Source organism: Candidatus Accumulibacter sp. ACC005, from assembly GCF_907163215.1.
Taxonomy (GTDB): domain Bacteria; phylum Pseudomonadota; class Gammaproteobacteria; order Burkholderiales; family Rhodocyclaceae; genus Accumulibacter; species Accumulibacter regalis.
The window spans coordinates 103,520-125,988 of the sequence record NZ_CAJQUB010000018.1; the positions used below are offsets into that span (position 1 = coordinate 103,520).

18 protein-coding genes and 1 pseudogene are annotated in these 22,469 nt (G+C 61.6%); 13 read left to right on the forward strand and 6 right to left on the reverse strand.

The window, feature by feature from the left end; genetic code table 11:
- Window positions 1-16 precede the first annotated feature (16 nt).
- Both QZ613_RS20530 and QZ613_RS20535 read left to right on the forward strand, forming a co-directional pair.
- A complete protein-coding gene (locus QZ613_RS20530) occupies window positions 17-1,078 on the forward strand; it encodes a recombinase RecT (RefSeq protein ID WP_291983816.1) in 1,062 nt (353 codons plus the stop codon).
- A gap of 132 nt (window positions 1,079-1,210) precedes the next feature.
- Window positions 1,211-1,429 carry a hypothetical protein gene (locus tag QZ613_RS20535; protein ID WP_291983818.1) on the forward strand — a complete coding sequence of 73 codons (219 nt, stop codon included), beginning with the start codon at window positions 1,211-1,213 and terminating at the stop codon, window positions 1,427-1,429.
- A 714-nt stretch (window positions 1,430-2,143) separates the two neighbouring features.
- Here the strand turns inward: QZ613_RS20535 and QZ613_RS20540 are convergent.
- The 3 genes from QZ613_RS20540 to QZ613_RS20550 form a co-directional block, all read right to left on the reverse strand.
- The gene (locus QZ613_RS20540; RefSeq protein WP_043569006.1) at window positions 2,144-3,241 is read right to left on the reverse strand and encodes an ISAs1 family transposase; all 1,098 of its coding nucleotides are present in this window, start codon (window positions 3,239-3,241) and stop codon (window positions 2,144-2,146) included.
- 470 nt (window positions 3,242-3,711) lie between these two features.
- A complete protein-coding gene (locus tag QZ613_RS20545) occupies window positions 3,712-4,068 on the reverse strand; it encodes a hypothetical protein (protein ID WP_291983820.1) in 357 nt (118 codons plus the stop codon).
- Window positions 4,065-4,304, reverse strand: a complete 240-nt coding sequence (locus tag QZ613_RS20550) for a hypothetical protein (RefSeq protein WP_043569004.1) — start codon at window positions 4,302-4,304, stop codon at window positions 4,065-4,067. The genes QZ613_RS20545 and QZ613_RS20550 overlap by 4 nt, the downstream gene beginning before the upstream one ends.
- A gap of 507 nt (window positions 4,305-4,811) precedes the next feature.
- Between QZ613_RS20550 and QZ613_RS20555 the strand changes: the two genes are divergently transcribed.
- On the forward strand, window positions 4,812-5,909 hold the full coding sequence (locus tag QZ613_RS20555) for an ISAs1 family transposase (protein WP_043569002.1): 1,098 nt from the start codon (window positions 4,812-4,814) through the stop codon (window positions 5,907-5,909).
- A 610-nt stretch (window positions 5,910-6,519) separates the two neighbouring features.
- On the opposite strand, the gene QZ613_RS20560 is transcribed toward QZ613_RS20555, so the two are convergent.
- Window positions 6,520-7,170, reverse strand: coding sequence for an IS110 family transposase (locus QZ613_RS20560; protein WP_291983888.1), 651 nt, complete (start codon window positions 7,168-7,170; stop codon window positions 6,520-6,522).
- A gap of 22 nt (window positions 7,171-7,192) precedes the next feature.
- Here QZ613_RS20560 and QZ613_RS20565 point away from each other — a divergent pair, with 22 nt between their 5' ends.
- The 4 genes from QZ613_RS20565 to QZ613_RS20580 are packed head-to-tail and all read left to right on the forward strand — an operon-like array spanning window position 7,193 to window position 10,553.
- On the forward strand, window positions 7,193-7,612 hold the full coding sequence (locus QZ613_RS20565) for a hypothetical protein (protein ID WP_291982361.1): 420 nt from the start codon (window positions 7,193-7,195) through the stop codon (window positions 7,610-7,612).
- Entirely contained in the window at window positions 7,609-7,956 is a 348-nt protein-coding gene (gene tnpB, locus QZ613_RS20570; protein WP_291982363.1) for an IS66 family insertion sequence element accessory protein TnpB, read from the forward strand. The genes QZ613_RS20565 and tnpB overlap by 4 nt, the downstream gene beginning before the upstream one ends.
- 39 nt (window positions 7,957-7,995) lie before the next feature.
- Window positions 7,996-8,874 carry a DUF4338 domain-containing protein gene (locus QZ613_RS20575; RefSeq protein WP_291982365.1) on the forward strand — a complete coding sequence of 293 codons (879 nt, stop codon included), beginning with the start codon at window positions 7,996-7,998 and terminating at the stop codon, window positions 8,872-8,874.
- The gene (locus QZ613_RS20580; protein ID WP_291982368.1) at window positions 8,871-10,553 is read left to right on the forward strand and encodes an IS66 family transposase; all 1,683 of its coding nucleotides are present in this window, start codon (window positions 8,871-8,873) and stop codon (window positions 10,551-10,553) included. The genes QZ613_RS20575 and QZ613_RS20580 overlap by 4 nt, the downstream gene beginning before the upstream one ends.
- Window positions 10,554-10,681: 128 nt before the next feature.
- Here the strand turns inward: QZ613_RS20580 and QZ613_RS20585 are convergent.
- Window positions 10,682-11,322: pseudogene (locus tag QZ613_RS20585) on the reverse strand (IS110 family transposase); the annotation flags it as partial.
- A gap of 616 nt (window positions 11,323-11,938) precedes the next feature.
- On the opposite strand from QZ613_RS20585, the gene QZ613_RS20590 reads away from it, so the two are divergent.
- From QZ613_RS20590 to QZ613_RS20610, 5 genes are all read left to right on the forward strand, one after another.
- Window positions 11,939-12,511: a DUF5625 family protein gene (locus QZ613_RS20590; RefSeq protein WP_291983822.1), complete on the forward strand. Its 573-nt coding sequence runs from the start codon at window positions 11,939-11,941 to the stop codon at window positions 12,509-12,511.
- A 111-nt stretch (window positions 12,512-12,622) separates the two neighbouring features.
- On the forward strand, window positions 12,623-14,089 hold the full coding sequence (locus QZ613_RS20595) for a hypothetical protein (protein ID WP_291983824.1): 1,467 nt from the start codon (window positions 12,623-12,625) through the stop codon (window positions 14,087-14,089).
- Window positions 14,090-14,217: 128 nt separating this feature from the next.
- Window positions 14,218-14,460 carry a hypothetical protein gene (locus tag QZ613_RS20600; RefSeq protein ID WP_291983826.1) on the forward strand — a complete coding sequence of 81 codons (243 nt, stop codon included), beginning with the start codon at window positions 14,218-14,220 and terminating at the stop codon, window positions 14,458-14,460.
- A complete protein-coding gene (locus QZ613_RS20605) occupies window positions 14,405-15,166 on the forward strand; it encodes a calcium-binding protein (RefSeq protein WP_291983829.1) in 762 nt (253 codons plus the stop codon). The genes QZ613_RS20600 and QZ613_RS20605 overlap by 56 nt, the downstream gene beginning before the upstream one ends.
- A complete protein-coding gene (locus QZ613_RS20610) occupies window positions 15,102-18,593 on the forward strand; it encodes a calcium-binding protein (protein WP_291983831.1) in 3,492 nt (1,163 codons plus the stop codon). Before QZ613_RS20605 ends, QZ613_RS20610 begins: the two co-directional genes overlap by 65 nt.
- 30 nt (window positions 18,594-18,623) lie before the next feature.
- On the opposite strand, the gene QZ613_RS20615 is transcribed toward QZ613_RS20610, so the two are convergent.
- A complete protein-coding gene (locus QZ613_RS20615; RefSeq protein ID WP_291983832.1) occupies window positions 18,624-20,360 on the reverse strand; it encodes an IS1634 family transposase in 1,737 nt (578 codons plus the stop codon).
- Window positions 20,361-21,381: 1,021 nt separating this feature from the next.
- Between QZ613_RS20615 and QZ613_RS20620 the strand changes: the two genes are divergently transcribed.
- A complete protein-coding gene (locus QZ613_RS20620; RefSeq protein WP_291983834.1) occupies window positions 21,382-22,464 on the forward strand; it encodes a primase-helicase zinc-binding domain-containing protein in 1,083 nt (360 codons plus the stop codon).
- The last annotated feature ends 5 nt before the right edge of the window (window positions 22,465-22,469 follow it).

Here is a 22,469-nt window from a genome sequence, read left to right on the forward strand (position 1 = left end):
GTATTTGGAGGAAACCATGTCTCAAACCTTGCATAACATCCAGAGCGCCCGTCAGGGGAAACCGACCAGCGTGGTGTCGTTTCCAGCGATGCTGGAGCGATTCAAGGGCGAAATCGCCCGTGCGCTGCCCAAGCATCTGAGTCCGGACCGCATGGCGCGGATCGCACTGACTGCGTTTCGGATGAATCCGACGCTGTCTGAAGCGGATCCGCGCAGTGTCTTCGCGGCGGTGATCCAGTCCAGCCAGCTCGGTCTGGAAATCGGTCTGATGGGTGAAGCGTACCTCGTGCCAATGGGTAGCCAGTGCCAATTGATTCTCGGCTATCAGGGGCTTGTGAAACTTGCGCGCAACAGTGGCAGCGTGCAGGACATCTATGCGCACGAAGTGCGGATCAACGACAAGTTCGACATCGTCTTGGGCCTCAACCGTTCCTTGATACACGAGCCGTTGAAGAAGAATGGCTTCCCGGCGTCCGACGACGAGCGCGGAGCGATCGCCGGTTTCTACGCCGTGGCGGTGTTCAATGATGGCTCACGCACCTTCCACGCCTTGTCGAAGGAGCAGGTCGAGTGGGTACGTGACCACTCCCGCGGCTACCAGATGGCGAAGAAGAACCGAAAGGAGAGTCCCTGGGACACGCATTTCGTCCCGATGGGCCTCAAGACGGCCATTCGCCGCCTGTGCAATCTGCTGCCGAAATCGCCGGAGCTGGCCATGGCACTGGCCATGGACGAACTCAACGAACGCGGTAAAACCCAGAATATCGGGATGGCCGAGGCGATCGATGGCTCCTGGGCTCCAATCATCGACGACGAGTCGAGCGACGCGAAGGCCCAAGAGACGAGGGCGGGCGACCAGAAGTCCGGTCGTGAAAGTGGCAAACCGCCGCTCGATGTGCTCCTCACCAGCATCAGCCAGGCAGCATCCGTTGATGACCTCGACGAACGCTACGCCAAAGCTGAAGACGCTGCCGACGACGGCGATCTTGAGCAGTTGCTTCGCGCCTATCGCAGTCGTAAGGCGGCGTTGACCGACACGGCTTCACCGGTCAGTGCGATTGTCGGCGTAGCGAAATGAGCGCCCCGCGAAGAAGTGATCGCGGTGTCTCTATCCATGGCCGATGGCCCGAGGCCACGACAAACGGCGTTGGTCCGTACCGAGCGAGCAGAAACACTTGGCGAAGGCTACCCGTGGTCAGACGATGACCTCGTGATGCTCCACAGGCGCCTGCTGCACAAGTCGCTGCGCGCTCTGTTCGATTCGAGGGTCTGCGCCACCACACGGGTGGAGATTCTCGACTGGCTGCAGTCCTCGAAGGATTGCTCGAACGCCTTCTCGTACCACGCGTGCTGCGCGCTTTCTGGCCTCGATCCCGAAGTGATTCGGGATCGGGTGCTGGAACGCTACCGGCGACGCGATCCCCGATAAACCCCCGGCGGCAACGCCGGGCTTTCCGCAGAGGGTTGACGCAGCCCTTTGCGGAAAGCGGATCCTGGCGTTGGCGCCGGCGGGCCGGTGGAATTCTCCGTGTTGCTGCGAGGCTGTGCGTGCCGAAGGATTGCATTTCGGGACGGACATGGCTCAGGCGAGAGTTCTTGCCTGACACGATCTGACGACAGACCGAGCTGCGGGCGCGCGGTGGACACCAGTAGCCAGGACTCTGCAGCCGATGGTTGCCGCGGGTCGGCAAGAGCTGTTCGAAGGCTGCGACGTAAATTGTGATGCGAACGTCCGCTGTGCCGCGCAAAGAAGACGGGTGTGCGGTCGACTCCAATGACTCCTCTTCGGCCAAAGCAGCCGTTGACACCACATGACGCGGCCGGCAGGTATGGATGCTATACCGGCCGTTGGGAAGAAACTCACGCCGAGCAACCCTGCCACCCGAGCGGCTGGCCGGCGCCGCTGACAGAGACGGAAACGACCAACTGCTGGACGCAGAAGAAGCATCCGCGATAAGAGCCAGGAGAAGTGGAAAAGTGACAACGTTGCCGCTTTGCGATGGGTGCCCGACAACTGTGCGGCCCATCCCCGGTTAGCCAGTGTGGCCTCAAGTTTCAGCGCCTGATCGCCGCCACGTCCGCCACCTCGTGAGCGGGCCTTCTATAAGATTCATGCGCTTGCCAGGGCCTCGGCACTCGGTTGTCATAGTCGGATGAGGCCCATGATCTTCACCCGGAAGTCGTCATCCCAGGCGGCCGCCTTGCGCTTCAGGCGCAAGCTGGTTTTCTTCTGGTCGGTCGTATCCAGCCGAATCAGATTGAGAACGATCTTCTTCAAGAGGGAAAGGTTTTGTGGCGCGTTGTCTTTGCGTACGGTGCTGGCATCCTCGCCGAAGCTGACGTCGAGGACCCAGTGAAGTCGATTCTCCACGGCCCAGTGGCCGCGCACGGCGACGGCAAGCTGTTCGGCGGTCAACGCGCGGGAGCTGATGTAATAGCGCCGTTCGAAGTTCGATTCTTCGTCGCCGACCTTGCGCAAGGAGTCGACCAGACCGATCGTCTTGCACTTGGGCCAGTCGGCGAGATCAACAGTCCCTTTCGCGGGCAGGACAGAGGCGATTTGGCCGACGATCCGACCACGGGACTTATGAACTTGGCGGTGGCGGTCGACGGCTTGCGACTGGTATTGATCAATAAAATCAGTCTCGATCGCTTCCAGCAGCGCCGGTTGGTTGCCTTTGACAGCGAGCAGGTAGTCACCGCCCTGGTCGGTGATCTGCCGGGCGATGTTCCTCTGGCACCCCATGGCGTCAATGGTGATCAGCAAGTCCTTGATCTGCAGTGCCTGGAGCAGTTCCGGGATGGCGGTGATCTCATTACTCTTGGCAGCGACTTTTTCCTGGCCCAGAACGACGCCCAATTCCGTAGCGAAGGCACTGACCATGTGAATGGCGCTCTCACCGCCGCTGCCCGACCCGCGCACCGTCTTGCCATCAACCGCAATGCCGCCATTGAGGGTCCCGACCACTTCAGCGACCCAGCGGCGAAACGCCACCTCGAATTGCTTCGGGTCCAGCGCCCGGAAGATCCTCAGAAACGTCTTCTCGGACGCGACGCCGTTCTTGAGCGGCAAAAACTGACGCAGCCACGCCTCCTTCTTGTACGCCCAATAGGCGATGTCTTCGACGGTGTCACAATCAGAGAGCACGGCGGCCATGGCAATCACCAGAATCTCAACGAAGTCATGCAGCGTCCCATTGCTGGGTTTGCGCGGGTCGTCGACTTCCCTCAAGCAGCACATCAGGGTGGCTCCTTTCGTCACACTCATTTCGGTTGCCCAAAAGACGAGAGTAGACCTGATTCGAGAGGGGTTTACAAGCCTTTGTCATAAGCTCATGAAAGTTAACGATTTTTCTCTTCACCGATGCAGGGAAAAGCGTCATGCTATCCGAGTGCCGAGGCCCTGCATAGAGACCCAAGTGGCACACTGAATACCTGCCAGCAAATTGTAGTACGGAGGATTGATGTGGTCTCGCTCAATTAAAGACGTAAGTTTTTCGTACGATTGCTCTGATATTTCGAATTGGCCGGTTGTGCTTTGCCAGCCGTGATCGTCATTTCGTGTAACGGCCCCATTCCCCCAAAACCCGGTTTTCTCAGGTGCAAAGCCCCATGCACGAGAAACGCCGTCGGAATCCGTAACGACCAAGAACGTATGAGGTAAATGATCTGGGAGAATTGCCATGCGGACCTCAACAAAATAGCCCACTATCAATCCCTCTTGTCAATAACAATTATTACGCGAGGCGATTTGGTCGCACTTAAAAACTGCATATTTATCTTCCCGGGGGCAGATCTTCGAATTACGCTGGCGACGATCGCAGAAAGCTCGTTGTAATCAACTTCAGCGTAAATCCTAACATCAAGAACATTCACGCCTTCATCATAAACAATCATTTTTTTCTGAGAGCAATCAGCACTCGATGCGCAATAGCCGAAGCGGACAAGGTCTTCTTTTATGAATTCAGCGACTTTTTGGCCATTCATATGAGCATAGCCTCCACAGCCATAGCTGAGAGCACTTAGTCCTAGGGCAACACCAAAACACAGAGTACGCTCGTTTGTCACGCTGCATCCCTCGGATAAAAGTCATTGGCACTGCAGACGGCCAGACTGCTGAGTTCCTGCCCTACTTTTTGAGGGAGAAACTCAAACTGCTGGTGTTCCGTCACGATAGCGGCCCCACCGTCTGTAGCTACCGCCTGTGTGAACTTGTCAGCCGCGGTGCTCCATGCGCTGCCGAATCCATTGGATTGGTCGCTAAGAGCCTGGTTAAATTCCGAAACGGCGGTCGCTTCCATCATTTACCCCCTTTAATCACTAGGCAGACTGGCCCAATAACGAGAGCAAGAAACAAAAAGAAAAATAGCCCGACACCAACGAGAGCCAGCGATCCAAGAAGCGCAAGCGCCAGCAGGGCCTCTGCACTCGGATAGCATGATGTTTTGTCATACCGGCTAAGAAGAAATTCGTTAACTTTCATAGGCTTATGACGAGGGCTTGTAAACCCAGGGCCTCGGCACTCGGACAGCATATGCAAAAACATGCCGCAAGCGTCTGATTACAGAGTTATTCTTAGCAACTTCGCCCTCTTTCTTCCGGTGCATCACTTCCCAGAGTATTGGCACAGATTGTCGCAGCCCGATCTGTGGAGCATCGGAACGTCTATCAATTACGTGAAATACCAACATAAACAGGTGGTTGACGTATGCATTCCGAGTGCCGAAGCCCTGCTTGTAAACCCCTTCACAATCAGGTCTACTCTCGTCTTTTGGGCAACCGAAATGAGTGTCACGAAAGGGGCAAACTTGATGAGCTACTTGAGGGAAGTCGACGACCCGCGCAAACCCAGCAATGGGACGCTGCATGACTTTGTGGAGATGCTGGTGATTGCTGTGGCGGCGGCATTGTCGGATTGCGACACGGTCGAGGACATCGCGTACTGGGCGCGAGCAAAGGAGGCGTGGTTGCGCAAGTTTCTCTTGCTGACGAACGGCGTGCCCTCCGAGGAAACCTTTCTTCGCGTCTTTCGAGTTCTGGACCCAAAGCAATTTGAAAGGGCTTTCCGGCGCTGGGTGGGCGGCATTGTCGGCGCCTTGAGCGGCAACATTGCCGTCGATGGCAAGACGGTGCGCGGCTCGGGCAGTGGTAACGAGACCGCGATCCACATGGTCAGCGCCTTCGCCACGGACCTGGGCATCGTTCTCGGCCAGGAAAAGGTGAGCGGCAAGAGTAACGAGATCACCGCCATCCCGGAATTGCTCGAAGCCCTTTACCTCAAGGGCTTCCTGGTCAGCATCGACGCCATGGGCTGCCAGAAAAAGATCGCTGCTCGGATCACGGATCAGGGAGGCGACTACCTGCTGGCGGTCAAAGGCAATCAACCGACGCTGCTGGAGGCCATCGAGACGGCGTTCATCGACCAGCACCAATCCGAAGGTGTCGATCGTCAACACGCGGTCCAAAAGGGTCATGGTCGGATCGTTGGGCAGATCGCCTCGGTCCTGCCTGCGCAAGGCATCGTGCATCTCGCCGATTGGCCCGCGTGCAAGACCATCGGCCGTATCGACTCTCTGCGAAAGGTCGCCGACAAAGAGTCGGAACTGGAGCGGCGCTATTACATCTGCTCGCGTGTCTTGTCCGCCGAACAACTGGCGGCCGCGGCGCGTGCTCACTGGGGCGTGGAAAACCGGCTTCACTGGATCCTCGACGTCAGTTTCGGGGAGGACGGCAGCACCATCCGCAAAGACAACGCGCCCCAGAATCTCTCGCTCCTGAAGAAGATCGTGCTCAACATCATTCGCCTGGACACGACCAACAAGACCAAGGCCAGCTTGCGTTTGAAGCGCAAGGCAGCCGCCTGGGATGATGATCTCCGGATGAACATGCTCGGGCTGTCAAGAAGATGACATCCGAGTGCGGAAGCCCTGATGCGCTTGCCTAGCAGCGTCACTGCGTCAGAACGGGATCTGTCATTATGTTGGAACTGAGCTCGGATGGAGGATGTGCCCCGGGTGCGTGATGGGTGCAGGCGAACCGGCATCGGTTGGCGGGATCGGTACCAAAGGCTATACCGGCGCCGAGGGCCTCCGCCGCCTGGTCAGCGACACCTCTGCCATTCCGTGACGGATGTGCGGATGCCGTCGTGACGAGAAAGGGCAAGCGAAAACCTCCCCTCCACTTTACTCTACCGGATGACAAATCTGTTCGTTTCGCGCGAGGTCGGTGGGCACGGTAGTTGACGGTGATCAATATCCTTAGCTCTTTCGTCGATTAGGATTCGGCGGTCGCATGCGAAGTGCGTAGGTACAGGTTTGCTTATCGGATGCTCCCAATGGTGTGAGGCGGGAGCAGGCTTCCGGTTAAAGGCCGTACGGCTTTGCGCAGAGCAACGACAAGGATCCATAGGTGGCGAAAGAACCCTTGCTGAGTATTCGGGCCATTTTAATGTGAAAGAAGCCCGTTGGAAGACGCACGAAGCCCTGACCGCCTGGGGTCATGCGAATGGGTTGTCGTGAATCAGGCGGCTGCGGGGATGAAGCCGAAGCGAGTCAGAGCCTTGATCCAGCGAGAAGCGTTGCGCTGCACGGAAAGCTGCTCATAGTTGGTGGCGGAATCCCGGTAGTGTTCGCCACGTTTGAGCATGAAGAAGATGGTGCGCAACATTTTGTGAGCCAGCGCGACGATGGCGCGTTTGTAGCCGCGGCGAATGATCAGCGACTGGAACTTGGACTGGAACGCTGATTTGGTCCGACTGGCCGCGTGAGCGAACTCACAGAGAAGTCGGCGAACGTAGAGATTGCCCTTGCGCACGCGCCCCGACTTGCGTTTTCCCGCCGACTCGTTGTTGCCCGGACAAACGCCGACCCAGGAAGCGAGCCGGTCTGGGGAACCAAAGGCACTCATGTCGCTGCCGATCTCGACCAACAGCATGGCGGCGCCGATCACGTCGACGCCCGGCAGCGTTTGCAGGAGTGCCAGCGCATTCATCTCACTTGCCAGCTCGCCGAGCAGGTGAGCGTCGAAGCGGGCGATGCCCGCTTCGAGTCCCTCGATATGCCGCAACAGTTCGTCGAGAACGAACACATGACTCCCGGTCAATTCGCCGTGTCCTTTCGGCAACGCTGCATGAAATCGCCGAGGCGGTCTGGTAGCGTGGTAGGCCCGTATTCACTGATCCAGAGGCCTCCCGATGGCGCCGTCCCTACCCTTGTCCGACCCCCAACTGGCCGACACCGCGGCCACCCTCGCTGAATGGCGGAAGACCCGCCCGCGCAGTCCGCGTATCCCGGAAGACCTCTGGTCGCGAGCGATCGAACTCGCCGAGCGGTACGGCATCGCCAAGGTCGCCGTTGCCCTGAAACTCGACTACACCAGCCTGAAGCGCCGGCTGGCCAGCACAGTCACAGCCAAGCGACCCGCCGCCGGCGTGCGCTCATCGGCGCCCTCGGCGGAGTTCGTCGAACTCGACTTTGGCCTGCCGCTTGCCCCGTCGCCGTGCGTCCTGGTTCTCTCTGACCGGCACGGCCGGGCGCTGCGCATCGAACTGCCGCGTGCGGCCAACAGCGACATCGCCGAGGTCGCGCGCAGCCTGTGGCAGACAAGCTCGTGATCGCGCTGAGCCCGCGCCTGCGCGTCTGGGTCGCCGCCGAGCCGGCCGACTTTCGCTGCGGCATCGACGGCCTGGCCCAGCGCGTGCGCCAGGTCCTGGCCGAAGACCCCTTCAGCGGTGCCCTGTTCGTCTTTCGCAACCGCCGGCACACGGCGGTCAAACTCCTGGTCTATGACGGTCAAGGTTTCTGGCTGTGTCAGAAGCGCCTCTCGCAGGGCCGCTTCCGGTTCTGGCCCCGGGACTCGCCGGGACAGGTGCTCGCCCCGCACGCCCTGGCGGTGCTGCTCTCGGGAGGCAATTACGCGGCGGCCGGGGGGATGCCGCCCTGGCGGGTACTCGCCTGACGCTTGCGTTCCACGCCCGGAGCCGGTATAACGGTCGGCGTGTCCACGATCCTTTGCTACCGCGGCCGCACGGTCACTACCGGCGACCTCGACACCATCCGCGCCCTGCTCAAGGCGCATCCCGACGCCAGCCGCCGGGCCTTCTCGCAACGCCTGTGCGAACACTGGGACTGGCGTCAGCCCAATGGCGCGCTGCGCGACATGGTCTGCCGCAGCCTGCTGCTCGCCCTGCACCGGGCCGAGCACATCTGCCTGCCAGAAGTCCGCCACCGCCCACCGAACAACGCCATTGTCCGCCGCCGGCCGCCGCCGGTGGCCGTGGACCGCTCGCCGCTGGAACAGCCTCTTCGCGCCTTGCGCCCCGTCGAACTGGTGGCGGTCCGCCGCACGCCACTGGAAGGACTCTTCGATCACCTGATCGCCGAGGCGCATTACCTCGGCCCGATGCAGGGTGTCGGCGAGCAGCTCAAGTACCTGGCGTTCAGCCAAGGGCGACCGCTCGCCTGTCTGGGCTTCACCTCGGCGCCCCGCCACCTCGCTCCGCGTGACGGCTTCATCGGTTGGTCGCCGGCCGTGCGCCGGGCGCATGTCCACGAGATCGCCTACCAGAGCCGCTTCCTGATCCTGCCCTGGGTGCGTGTCCCGCATCTGGCCTCGCACCTCCTGGGCCGAGTCGCGCGCCGGATTGGCGCCGACTGGCAGACGCTCTATGGCCATCCGGTGCATTATCTGGAGACCTTTGTCGATCCCGAGCGCTACGCGGGGACCTGTTACCGGGCGGCCAACTGGCAGGAACTGGGCCTGACCACCGGTCGCGGCAAGGACGACCTGAGCCATCGCCCCAATCGTTCCCGCAAGCAAGTCCTCGCTTACCCGCTGCACGCGGACTTCCGTCGCCGCCTCGGGGCTCTGGCATGACCCGGCGCCGGCAGAAACCGCCCCGGCGGATCCAGGTCCCGATTCAGGAGCTCAACGCCATTGTCGAGCGCACCCGCGACGGCGCCTTGCCCGAGGCCGAGCAGGCCACCCTCAAGGCGGCGGTGGACACCCTCGCGCGGGTGACCGCCGAGCTTGAGTCGACGCAGACCACGCTGGCACGGGTGCAGCGGATCGTCTTCGGCTCGCCGAGCGAGCGCACCGCTGCGGTTCTCGGGGAAGAGAAGACGGGCGAGCGTCCGCCGGCAGCGGCCGGCGAAACGGCCCCCGCTGGTGCGGCGACAGGCACGGCCGATCCGGACCCGCGACGCGAGAGGAAGAAGCGCCCCGGGCACGGTCGCAACGGGGCCGAGGACTATCCCCGCGCGCCACGCATCGCGGTCGCCCATGCGCGCTTGAAGCACGGCGATCCCTGCCCCGAGCCGGGTTGTGAGGGTCGCTTGTACGGGCAACGACGAGCGCCGGCGCTGCTGGTTCGCGTGACCGGGGTGGCGCCCCTGGCGGCGCAGGTCTATGAACTGGAACGGTTGCGCTGCGGACTCTGTGGCACGGTGTTCACAGCCGAGCCACCGGCAGGTGTCGGCGAGGCGAAATACGACGAGACCGCCGCGGCGATGATCGCGCTCCTGAAGTACGGCTGCGGTTTGCCGTTCCACCGCATCGCGCGGCTCGAGAAGGCGCTGGCCATTCCGTTGCCGGCGGCGACCCAGTGGGAGGTCGTGCAGCAAGCGGCGGCCCGCCTGACGCCGGCCTTTGCGGAACTGGCCGAGCAGGCGGCCGAGGGGTCGGTGCTCTACAACGACGATACGACGATGCGTATTCTCAACTTCACCCAGGAGGCGCGCACCGAGGCGCTGCCGCCGGGCGCCCGCGCGGATCGCACCGGGGTGTTCACTTCCGGGCTGGTCGCCGAGACGGCACACGGTCCGATCGCGTTGTTCAAGACCGGGCCCTGCCATGCCGGCGAACACCTCGCCGAGGTGCTCGACCGCCGTGAGGCGCCGGATCCGCCGATCCAGATGTCCGATGGTTTGTCTCGCAACAAGCCGGGCGATCATCCGACCCTGGCCGCTTCGTGTCTTCCGCATGCGCGACGCAAGTACGTCGACGTGGCCAATGCCTTTCCCGACGAAGTCGCCTTCGTCCTCACGACGCTACGCGAGGTCTTCCGCACCGACCAGCAGGCGCGGCGGAAAGGTCTTTCGCCGCCGGAGCGCCTGCGCCTGCACCAGCAGGAGAGCGCCCCGCGCCTGCAGGCGCTCGAGGACTGGATGGCCCGGCAGTTCGCGGAACACACCGTGGAGCCTCACTCGGGGCTCGGGCAGGCAATCTCGTACATGCAGAATCACTGGCAGAAGCTGACGCTCTTCCTGCGCGTGGCGGGCGCCCCGATCGACAACAATGTTTGCGAGAGAATCCTCAAGAAGGCGATCCTGCATCGGAAGAATGCGTTGTTCTATCGGACCTTGAATGGGGCGCGGGTCGGCGATCTGTTCATGAGCCTGATTCATACCGCGGAACTGCACCAGATCGAGCCGTTCGACTACCTCGTCACTCTACAGCGCCATGTGGCGACCGTTGCGCTCGATCCGTCGGCGTGGATGCCTTGGAACTATACCGAGGCGCTGGCCCACGCCGAGGCTGAAGCGGCGCCGGACTGAGTCGCCGAGCGGCAGGGTTCCGCCGCTCTTCTTGCTCGCCCGAGCATCCTCCAGAAGCTAGATTGCCCCCGCGCTCGGGCGGCGTGCGCGCGGTTGCGGGGGGGCGTTGCAGCGTTGCCGAAAGCACACAATTCGCCTTGCAGGGCATCATGCAACTCCTCACGGCTGGCCTTGAGACGTCTGCTGGCGAGCTTGAGCACCTCTTCGGGAGGCTGGCCGGCGAGGAGGCATTTGATCATCGCCCGTGCCGACTGCCCATGGATGTCGCTGACCACCACGCCCAGGCGGATGCCAGCATCGGTAAGCACTTTGTGCATGCGGTTCTTCTCGGACGAGAGCAGGCCGACCAGCTTTTGCCGCTGCCGCGCAATCAGACGCAGTTCGCGCAGTTTGGCCGGTGGTACGAAAGACCCGCGCAGCAAACCGGCTCGCGCCAGGGTGGCCAGCCACTGGGCATCACCAACATCGGTCTTGCGCCCGGGCACCTGCTTGACGTGGCGGGCATTGACCACCGTCGCCCGGATACCCGCCGCCTCGAGCGCTGCGTACGGACTCTTCCAGTAGATGCCGGTGCTTTCCATGACCACTTCGTCAGGATCAAGCGCGGCCGCCCACGCTGCCAGCGCCTGTCGGTCGCGTTTGAAGGCACCGAATGGCCGTTGTTCGATTCGTTTTTCGCCGCCCGATTCCTCGGTGATCGCGCATGCCGTGATCTGGGCTTGATGGATGCGAGTCCAATGACCCGCCGGTGGATCGGAACCAGTTCCATACCGTCTCCTTTCGCAATAAACTCCAAGGCGGGAGACGGTGGGTGCCAGAACCGAAGTTGCCTGAAGGCGACAGGTCGCCAACGGCCCTCTTAATGTGTGCGCTCGATGGCAGCAATCCGGGGTACGAGTCGGTTCAGCGGGTCACGTTAGCTTGCGGGTTCAAGCCGCCAAAACTTTGCGCGACCTCTACCCACCGTTTCCCAACCCGCATCTTCTTTCATGATCCGGGGCGGCTGCAACTGCAATGACCGTTAGTAACAACCGAGGTCAATGTTCCATGTGCGATGAATGTCGTCGGCAAGTGTTCCTCCCAGAGGAAGGTCGTTATCCAGAGCGGTTACGGCCGACTTCGTCGGCTATGTGTAAAGGAACCTGTTGCGATGTTTGAACTCACCCCGGTTTGCGCGGTTACGCTGACCTCGATTACGTTCCAGCGCGGCGACTACAGCGCAAGAAAACCTGTTGGAATGTTGGAGTGTTGGACTGATGCCGGATGCGTGTTAGCCGGGGCCGGCCAATGCGTGATCCTGGATGCGGCAGGAACTGACTCCCGATGTGCACAGATGCGCGGACAGGTTGGCGGATGGCAATCGAAGAAGGCTTGAGGATTGCAGAATGAGAGCTAGCGTTAACGCTTATGAAAATCGACTTAACAGACTTGTACTAATGCTCGTACTGCTGCTGTTTGCGTTGTCCGCTCTTGTTGCATGCAATAGTGAAAAGCAAATCCCGGCCCCGCCCTTGATTCTGCCATTTTTTGTTCAACAGGCAGGCAATAAAGTAGAAACAGAGCTGCAAGTACAAGAACACCGACCTTACATAATATACCTTCGCTTAGGGTTTAACGAAAACAATCCAAAGGATCGTGAGCGTGTCCGAAAGGTGGTCGGCGACTATGGACGAGACGCGGATGGCAAGCTGCTAAATCCTGGCGTCTCTGTCCCGCTGCGGTTAAAGATTGTCATTATTTATGCAAGCAGCAACAAAACACTACTTGAACGTGACGTTCTTGAAGAGGAAATGTGGGCCTATGGCGCTGATAATTTCAAAAAAAAGATTGTCACTGTATCCCTAAAGCCTGGCCACTATAGAATCAGTGTTGAAACACTCAAAGATATGCCAGAGCTTATCGGAACTGCCGTTGAACTAGGTATTGGTTACGACCATAAGGCAAGCGCTCTGCCTTAGAACAAATAATCGACTTATGTTACTAGAGGGACGACTATGCCAACTATAACAATAAATATTGCCGGTCGTGGCACGCGGCTGGCTGACGGAACGCAATCAGCCACAGGGCACATGTGGTATTCACTTAACGATGGAAGTGGAAATCCTCCGGCAAGCTATGGTTTTGCTCCAGACTCTCTACATGAAGGGAAACCGATTGCGCCGGGCGAGGTGCATAGAGACGACGACACAAACTACCAATCTCGCGATTACACTAAAACCATCGAGATCACCGATACCCAATATAATGACATAAAATCATTTGGAGAAAACCCCTCAGCAGACGGATTCGATTTGGACTACAATGGGTTTTCAAATAGTTGCATCGATTTCACATGGAAAGCGCTATCAGTCGGGGGGCTCAACCCAACTGGATATGAAGGAAGCGTTTGGCCAACCCTAAATGGAGTCGATGTAAACTCTATTCTAGATGCATCGAAAGGATTGCATCACGATCTAAGTAATGGCTATATTGAGAATCGGGCTTCCGGCTACGTCAAAACCGCTGGTAACATCATCAACACCACATTCCTCTCCTCCAAAACCGCAGCCCCTCTCCGCGTCGACCCTCTCATCCTGGACCTCGACAACGACGGCCTAGAAACCATCGGCATCAACACCGGCAACCCCATCCTCTTCGACCACAACGGCAACGGTGTCAGGACCGCCACCGGTTGGGTGAAGGGCGACGATGCCTTCCTCGTCCTCGATCGCAACGGCAACGGCAGCATCGACAACGGCCGCGAACTGTTCGGCGATAGCACCCCGCTGAGCGCCGGCGGCGTTGCCGCCGACGGCTTCGCCGCGCTCGCCCAGGAAGACACGAACGGCGACGGCAAGGTCGACAGCCTCGACGCCCGCTTCGCCAGTCTGCGCCTCTGGCGCGACCTCAACCAAGACGGTGTCAGCCAGGCCGGTGAACTGTTCACCCTCTCCTCGCAAGGCATCATCGCCCTCAACCTCGCCAAGACCGCCAATAGCCAGATCCTCGCCAACGGCAACCAGATCGCCGACCTCGGCGGCTACGTGCGCAGCGACGGCAGCACCGGCACGCTCGGCGAGGTGACCGCCCAACTGGGCGACATCAATCTCACCAACAACCCCTTCTACAGCCAGTTCACCGACCCCATCCCGCTCAGCGAACAAGCCCGCAACCTGCCGGACATTCAAGGCGCTGGCCTCGTCCGCAGCCTGCGCGAAGCCGCCAGCCTGCCTACCGCCGCAGGTAGCGCACTCGCCACCCAGCTTGCCGCCTACGCCGCAGAAACCACCCGCAGCGGTCAGCTCGCCCGGCTCGATGATCTGCTCAAGGCCTGGGCCAACACCAGCAGCATGGCCACCACGGCGACGGGCGCCTTTGCTGGCGTCAACCTCACCGTGAACTTCGCCGGCGTCACCACTGGCAGTCCGGCCTGGCAAGCCTGGCTCGACAAGCTCAGCGTGCTCGAACGCTTCAACGGCCAGACCTTCCTCCCCGTTCCCGCCGCCTGGAACCACCCTGACCATCGACGTCTTCAACACCCGCGAAGCGCTGCTTGATGCCTCCTACGCCGCCCTGAAAGCGTCGGTCTATGGCGGGCTGCTCCTGCAGACGCGGCTCAAGCCCTACCTCGACGACATCACGCTAACCGTCGACTGAGAATGGTCTCAAAGTCGATTTCAGCACTATGGAAAGCCGGCTCGACGCCGCCTACCAGGCCGACTCGCCGAACGCCTTCATTGATCGGCTCGAATTGATCAAGCACGCGGGGCGAAGTCTGGAGCCGATGGGGTGGCGCGGAGAGCAGAAGCTCGCCACCTGGATCTCGGCTGCTGAGGCGAGCGGCACCTGGGCAACGACTCGTGCCGCAATAGGTGCCGAATTCACGACGACACCAGCAGCCGGCGACGACATCTATCTCGGTACCTAGCGGCAACGATATCGTCAATGGCTCAGGGGGCAATGATTATCTCCTTGGGGCGGGTGGCAACGACAACCTGAAGGGTGGCACCGGTGACGACACCCTGGACGGGGGCAGCGGCAACGACACCCTCAATGGGGGTTCCGGCAACGCCAACGACGGTCTGGGCAACGACACCTACCTCTTCGGTCGCGGTGACGGCAACGACACCATCTACGACCAGGACGTCACGGCCGGCAACATGGACACCATCCGTTTCAAGGATGGCGTCTTGCCAAGTGACGTCACCCTGAGCCGGCCGGCCTCGGGGTCCGAGGACCTGTTGCTGTCGATCAACGGCACGACCGACAGCCTGCGGGTCTTCGCCTGGTTCGGGAGCGTCAGCAATCGCGTCGAGCGGGTCGAGTTCGCAGACGGCAGCGTGTGGGACACGACTGTCTTGATCAAGGCGCCGATCCAGGGCACCTCCGGTGCGGACTACCTGGTGGGCCGGGACGACCTGGCCGACACCATCATGGGCAACGCGGGCAACGACATCCTGATCGGCGGTGGCGGCAACGACAGGCTTGAGGGCGGAGCCGGCGACGACACCCTGAAAGGGGGCACGGGCAACGACACCCTGGACGGGGGTAGCGGCAACGACACCCTCAATGGGGGTTCCGGCAACGCCAACGACGGTCTGGGCAACGACACCTACCTCTTCGGTCGCGGGTGACGGCAACGACACCATCTACGACCAGGACGTCACGGCCGGCAACATGGACACCATCCGTTTCAAGGATGGCGTCTTGCCAAGTGACGTCACCCTGAGCCGGCCGGCCTCGGGGTCCGAGGACCTGTTGCTGTCGATCAACGGCACGACCGACAGCCTGCGGGTCTTCGCCTGGTTCGGGAGCGTCAGCAATCGCGTCGAGCGGGTCGAGTTCGCGGACGGCAGCGTGTGGGACACGACTGTCTTGATCAAGGCGCCGATCCAGGGCACCTCCGGTGCGGACTACCTGGTGGGCCGGGACGACCTGGCCGACACCATCATGGGCAACGCGGGCAACGACATCCTGATCGGCGGTGGCGGCAACGACAGGCTTGAGGGCGGAGCCGGCGACGACACCCTGAAAGGGGGCACGGGCAACGACACCCTGGACGGGGGTAGCGGCAACGACACCCTCAATGGGGGTTCCGGCAACGCCAACGACGGTCTGGGCAACGACACCTACCTGTTTGGGCGGGGTGACGGCAACGACACCATCTACGACCAGGACGTCACGGCCGGCAACATGGACACCATCCGTTTCAAGGATGGCGTCTTGCCAAGTGACGTCACCCTGAGCCGGCCGGCCTCGGGGTCCGAGGACCTGTTGCTGTCGATCAACGGCACGACCGACAGCCTGCGGGTCTTCGCCTGGTTCGGGAGCGTCGGCAATCGCGTCGAGCGGGTCGAGTTCGCAGACGGCAGCGTGTGGGACACGACTGTCTTGATCAAGGCGCCGATCCAGGGCACCTCCGGTGCGGACTACCTGGTGGGCCGGGACGACCTGGCCGACACCATCATGGGCAACGCGGGCAACGACATCCTGATCGGCGGTGGCGGCAACGACAGGCTTGAGGGCGGAGCCGGCGACGACACCCTGAAAGGGGGCACGGGCAACGACACCCTGGACGGGGGTAGCGGCAACGACACCCTCAATGGGGGTTCCGGCAACGCCAACGACGGTCTGGGCAACGACACCTACCTGTTTGGGCGGGGTGACGGCAACGACACCATCTACGACCAGGACGTCACGGCCGGCAACATGGACACCATCCGTTTCAAGGATGGCGTCTTGCCAAGTGACGTCACCCTGAGCCGGCCGGCCTCGGGGTCCGAGGACCTGTTGCTGTCGATCAACGGCACGACCGACAGCCTGCGGGTCTTCGCCTGGTTCGGGAGCGTCAGCAATCGCGTCGAGCGGGTCGAGTTCGCAGACGGCAGCGTGTGGGACACGACTGTCTTGATCAAGGCGCCGATCCAGGGCACCTCCGGTGCGGACTACCTGGTGGGCCGGGACGACCTGGCCGACACCATCATGGGCAACGCGGGCAACGACATCCTGATCGGCGGTGGCGGCAACGACAGGCTTGAGGGCGGAGCCGGCAACGACACGATCAACGGCGGCAGCGGCGAAGACACCGCCTCCTACATCGATGCCCCTTCCGGAGTAACCGTCAGTCTTGCCACTGGCGCAGCGCAGGCGACCGGCGGTGCCGGCACCGACACCCTGATCGGCATCGAGAACCTCACCGGCAGCAGCCACAACGACAGCCTCACCGGCAACAGCGCCGCCAATCTCCTCGACGGCGGTGCCGGAGCCGATACCCTGATCGGCGGCGACGGCTCCGACACCTACTACGTCGACAACGTCGGCGATCTGGTCATTGAAACCAACGCTGTCCTGGCGACTGGTGGCGACGATACCGTCTACAGCAGCCTCGCCGCCTACACCCTGACCGCCAACGTCGAGACCCTGCGCCTCGTGGCCACCGGCGCTGCCGACGGTAGTGGCAACAGCCTCAACAACACGCTCTACGCGGGGGCGGGCAACAACGTGCTAGACGGCGGAGCGGGTATCGACACGGTTTCCTACTCCCTTGCCGCTGCCGCAGTCACTGTCAGCCTCGCCAGCAGCGCGGCCCAGGCCACCGGCGGTTCCGGGTCCGACACCCTGGTCAACATCGAGAATCTCGTCGGCAGCGCGTATGCCGACCGCCTCACCGGCGATGGCCTCGCCAATCGGCTGAACGGCGGCGCCGGTAACGATACGCTCAACGGCGGTGCCGGTGCCGACACCCTGATTGGCGGCGACGGTTCGGACATCTACTACGTCGATAACGTCGGTGACAGCGTCGTCGAACACGAAGATCAGGGCAACGACATCATCTACAGCAGCATCTCCTGGACCCTCGGCGAGCACGTCGAGCGTCTCTACCTGACCGGGAGCGCCACCACCACGGCCACCGGCAATGCGCTGGCCAACACGCTCTACGGCCACGCCAACAGTGCCGCCAACGTGCTGACCGGGGGCGCGGGCAACGACGTCTACTACCTCGGAGCGGGCGACAGCGCCGTCGAAGGCGACGACGGGGGCACGGATAGCGTCTATACCTACGCCGACTACACCCTGGCCGCCAACGTCGAGCATCTGTATCTCAATGTCGCCACCGCGGCCACCCTGACCGGCAACGCGCTGGCCAACAGCCTGCGCGGCAACGCCGGCGACGACACGCTCATCGGCCTCTCCGGCAACGACACGCTCAATGGGGGGCTGGGTGCCGACACGATGATCGGTGGCCTGGGCAACGACAGTTACTACGTCGACAACACCGCCGACAGCGTCGTCGAGGAACTCAACGAGGGCAACGACATCATCTACAGCAGCGTCTCCTGGACCCTCGGCGAGCACGTCGAGCGTCTCTATCTGACCGGGAGCGACGCGACCATCGCCATTGGCAATGCGCTGGCCAACACGCTCTACGGGCACGCCAACAGTGCCGCCAATGTGCTCGCCGGGGGCTTGGGTAACGACGTCTATTACCTCGGTGCGGGCGACAGCGCCGTCGAAGACGAAGGCGGGGGCATCGACAGCGTCTATACCTACGCCGACTACACTCTGGCCGCCAATATCGAGCATCTGTATCTCAATGTCGCCACAGCGGCCACCCTGACCGGCAACGCGCTGGCCAACAGCCTGCGCGGCAACGCCGGCGACGACACGCTCATCGGCCTCTCCGGCAACGACACGCTCAATGGCGGCTTGGGCAACGACACGTTGACCGGTGGTGACGGCAAAGACATCATTCGCTTCGATAGCCTGCTCAACGCGCTCACGAATGTCGACACGATCACCGACTACAACGTCGCCGACGACACGATTCACTTGGAAAATGCCATCTTCACCGCACTGACGACGACTGGCATGCTGGCGGCCGAGTCGTTCCGGAGGGGTGCCGTCGCGGTCGATGCGGACGACTACGTGATCTACGACGACGTCACCGGAGCTCTGTACTACGACGCTGATGGCAACGGTGTGGCGGCGGCAGTGCAATTCGCTGCCCTTAGTCTGAAGTTCCATCCGCAAACAGACGCATTTTCCCTATCTTTCAATTAATTGCTATGAAAGGGGGTTTCCGGCTTCTGACTACACGGTGATCTGTTCCAGGAGATTCATGGCGCGCTGTTGCTTGGCGCTGGGAGTGGTCAGGATGTCGAAGGTCGGGGCGTCTGGCGCGGCCAGAGGAGAGCGGCAGGTATTGCGCACCAGGGTCGCCAGATCGGCCATCAAGGTTGCGAAGCTGTGCACCGGCGTACCGTCGTCGAGGGCGTGCCGGGAAATCTTGGCCAGTGCCGTTTCGGAGCGCGTCGCTGGCGCCACCGGGTCGCGGGTTGCCTTGGCCTCCTGATCGGTATCGGCGAACATCAGTTCGCGCCAGGCCTCGCGCATGTGCCACTCGACGTAGTACGCGAGCATGCAAAGGAAGATGTGTGCGCGCACCCGATCCGCGAGACGGTGGTGAATCGGACGGACCTTCAGATCGATCGTCTTGAGCGAGCGGAAAGCACGCTCAACATTGGCCAGCGACTTGTAGTTGCGCACGCAGTTAGCGCCGCTCATTTCCGTGGCGGGTAGCGACGTGCGAATGATGTACAGGCCATCCAGCGCCGCTTCCGCAGCGATGCTCTCCGCCTTGCGCGCGAAGGAGAACGTCGCCTCGTCAATGATCAGTTCGAAGTGCTTCGCGACCTTGTACTGATTGACCACTTTACCGACGCACACGCCAATCGCATCCTTGCCGGCGAGCCGTCCGCCGGCCACTCGAACCTTGATCGTTTCGAGCTTGTTCTCGGTCGCACACAGCAAGGCCTCACGCTTGTGCGCGCGCAGCTTCGCCAGCTGCGGGTTGCGGCAGGCCACCAGGCGTTCGCCGGGATAGTCCGGAGAGCTCAGTTCGAGCAGATTGCGCTCGTCAAACAAACCCAGCTGCAACTGTCCCTGTTCGATCAATGGGCGGATCGAGACCCCCTTGAGTGCCGTGATCCAGCCGATGCCGTCGCTGTCGCGCATCTCCTGGATCGCCTTTTGCGAAATCATTCCCCGATCACCCACCATCACCATACGTTCGACGCCGAAACTCGTGCGCAGACGCTGCACTTCAGGCAGGAAGGTCGTGCTGTCCGCCGTATTGCCTTCATGCACCGACACCGCCACGGGGCACCCCCGCGCGTCGGTGAGCAAGCCGTAGTTGACCTGCAGCATGCCGTGCTTGCCATCGCGGTTGTAGCCGCGCTTGGCCAGCGGACACGTCGTTCCCTCGAAGTAACTCGACGACAGGTCGTAGAGCACCAGGCCGCCGGCGCTCAAATGGCGCTTGGCAAGCTTCTTCTCGATCGTCGCCTGGCGTTGCAGCAGCCAGTCCATCGCCGCGTACAGGTCGTCCTCGTTCGCGTCGCTCACCGCGAAGTCCTCGGCCAGCGTCGTCGTGTGCCACCAGCGGGTCGTGGCCAGCTTCGTTTGCGGCGCCACGATGCGCGAAGCGATCATCGCCAGAACCAAGTCACGCTCGCGGCACGGCTTGCTGGCAATCAACGACGCGAATCCCAGGCGCTGCATGGCCATTGACACGGCCTGCACCTGTCCGTGGCCGCGCGAGCGCTCGATCTCGAAGGCCTTTGCCAGCGGCACAAAGGTTTCGCCCTGCAACGATCGGCGGATGATATCTATCAGCGCATCGGGCAGATGCGAAAGATTGCCCAGCGTCTCGTTCTTGACCATGCCGCCCTCGCGATAACTGCGACGCAGCAGGTGGGTGTGATAGACCCGATCCTTGTACTTGCGGGTCGTAGTGACGACGTGAGCGGTTCCAGTTCGAGCAGGCATGCTCAAAATGTAGAACACAAAACGATGTTTGTCAATACTATTTAGTGACTACACATAGAAGCCAAAAAAGCCGTCTCTTGAACGGATTTGTCAAAAAAAAACAGAGGTTTGGCACTTCGCTCGTGGCTGCGAGCGATTGGAACTTCAGCTTAGTGGTGCTCCCGCACTGACCAACGCTGACTTTCTGGTGACCTGACCCGCTAACCGTACCGGCATCGCGGACACGTCTCTCGCTGGCAAGCAAGCCAACACCAATGGCCACCCAACAAAACGCCGCTGCCCTCCTGCTGGCAGCGGCGACGAACACCGTCCGGCGTTTCCGGGCCTTGGCCTGAACCAAATCTGACCAGGGATCCTCTCGATCGATAGGTCCGGTAACCAATTCATACCGGCCGTCCACGCAGTGTGGCGCCAATGACCGCTTTGGCCGACAACCAGACGTAGAGCGCCGCGTTCCGAATGCCCGCTTCAAAGCAAACACCCGACGCTGATTGTGGTCGCTCGCGCCGCCAAATTCCGCCGCCAATTTTTGCCGCCAAATTCGTGCGGTTTTACGCCGCCGCTAGCGCCGCTCCGTGGTGCTGGCAAAGCGAGGTCGTTGGAAAGCGCATTCAACCGCGCCGTTCGTCCTTACGTACCGAGACGCTCTGTCGAATTCGATCCTATCAGGACGCATTTCGCCCGCTGTAGACCGAAGTGCCTGCGTAACATCGTAGCTGTTTCCTCCCCTGCAGCACTTTCCCCGGCCGCCGTGCCGGGGCTTTTCGGAGGGGGTTCGGTGAGCCTCCTGCGAACAGCCCATTGAGTTTCGATCCCGCACCGTAAGGCGCAGGATGGATGTGTGGTAGCTGGCCACGAGAAAACAAACAGCATCATGACCCCGCCGGGGAAGCGTATCCCGGCAGGGCTACCTTCATGCCGCGCGGAACGTTCCAACCGGCCTTGCCGTGGCCTTCCCCAGGACCCCGGCATGGGGTGCTTCGGAAGGTCCCGTCCGGGACATTCCATGGAGGCACCTGCAATGAAACAGGCTTATCAAACACAGAGCGTCAAGGAGGACGCACGCGGGCGCTGGGAGCGGGTTCTACCCGATCTGGCGCCGGCGTTGAAAGAGGCTGTGGAGCGGCGAGGGAAGCATGTCCCTTGTCCGGTCCATGGTGGTCGGGATGGCTTTCGGGTTTTTCCTGACGTCGAACAAACCGGCGGCGGCGTCTGCAACACCTGCGGGTTTTTTGCCGACGGCTTGTCTTTGCTGATGTGGGTCAACGACTGGGATTTCAGTCGCACGATCCGCGAAGTGGCCGAGCATGTCGGCGGCAAGTCCGTCAGCAGCACGCACAGGCAATGGCCGTCGGTCGCAAGTGGTACGTCCGACGATGCCACCCGCAGCGAACACCTTAATCGCACGTGGCGGGAATCCCTCCCGCTAACGCACCTGCAAGCCGAGCCGGCGCGTCTTTACCTGGCGCGGCGCGGTCTGGCTGCAACGGCACCACAAACCCTGCGCTTTCATCCCGCGCTGGGTTACTACGCCGATCGGTGTCTCGTGGGGCGCCATCCAGCCATCCTCGCCCAGGTCACCGGGCAGGGGGGCGATGCAGTGACTCTCCATCGTAGCTACCTGACGGTCGATGGCCACAAGGCGCCGGTTGACGCGCCCAAGAAGCTGATGCGCCATCCCTCGGCGCGACAGCTCACCGGCGGCGCCATTCGGTTGATTGCTCCCGGGAGTCGCCTGGCGGTGACCGAGGGCATCGAAACCGCGCTTGCCGTCATCGAAGCCACCGGTCTGCCCGCCTGGGCGACCGGAAATGCTCACCTTCTGGAAACCTTTGTTCCTCCTCCAGGAGTGCGCCAGGTTCTGGTCTTCGCCGACAAGGACCGGCCGTCGCGACAGCACCCGTCCGGACATGGACAGGAAGCGGCGAGGGCATTGGTGACTCGGCTCTGGGCCATGGGGATTCAAGCCGGTGCGATTGCGCCAGCGCTCACGATTCCCGACGGCCAAAAAGGGGTCGATTGGCTCGATGTGTTCAATCTCGCAGGGAAAGCAGGTTTTCCCACGCTCGGCAGCGTCGACAAGGCGCTCACCCGGGCCGCCTGACGAGG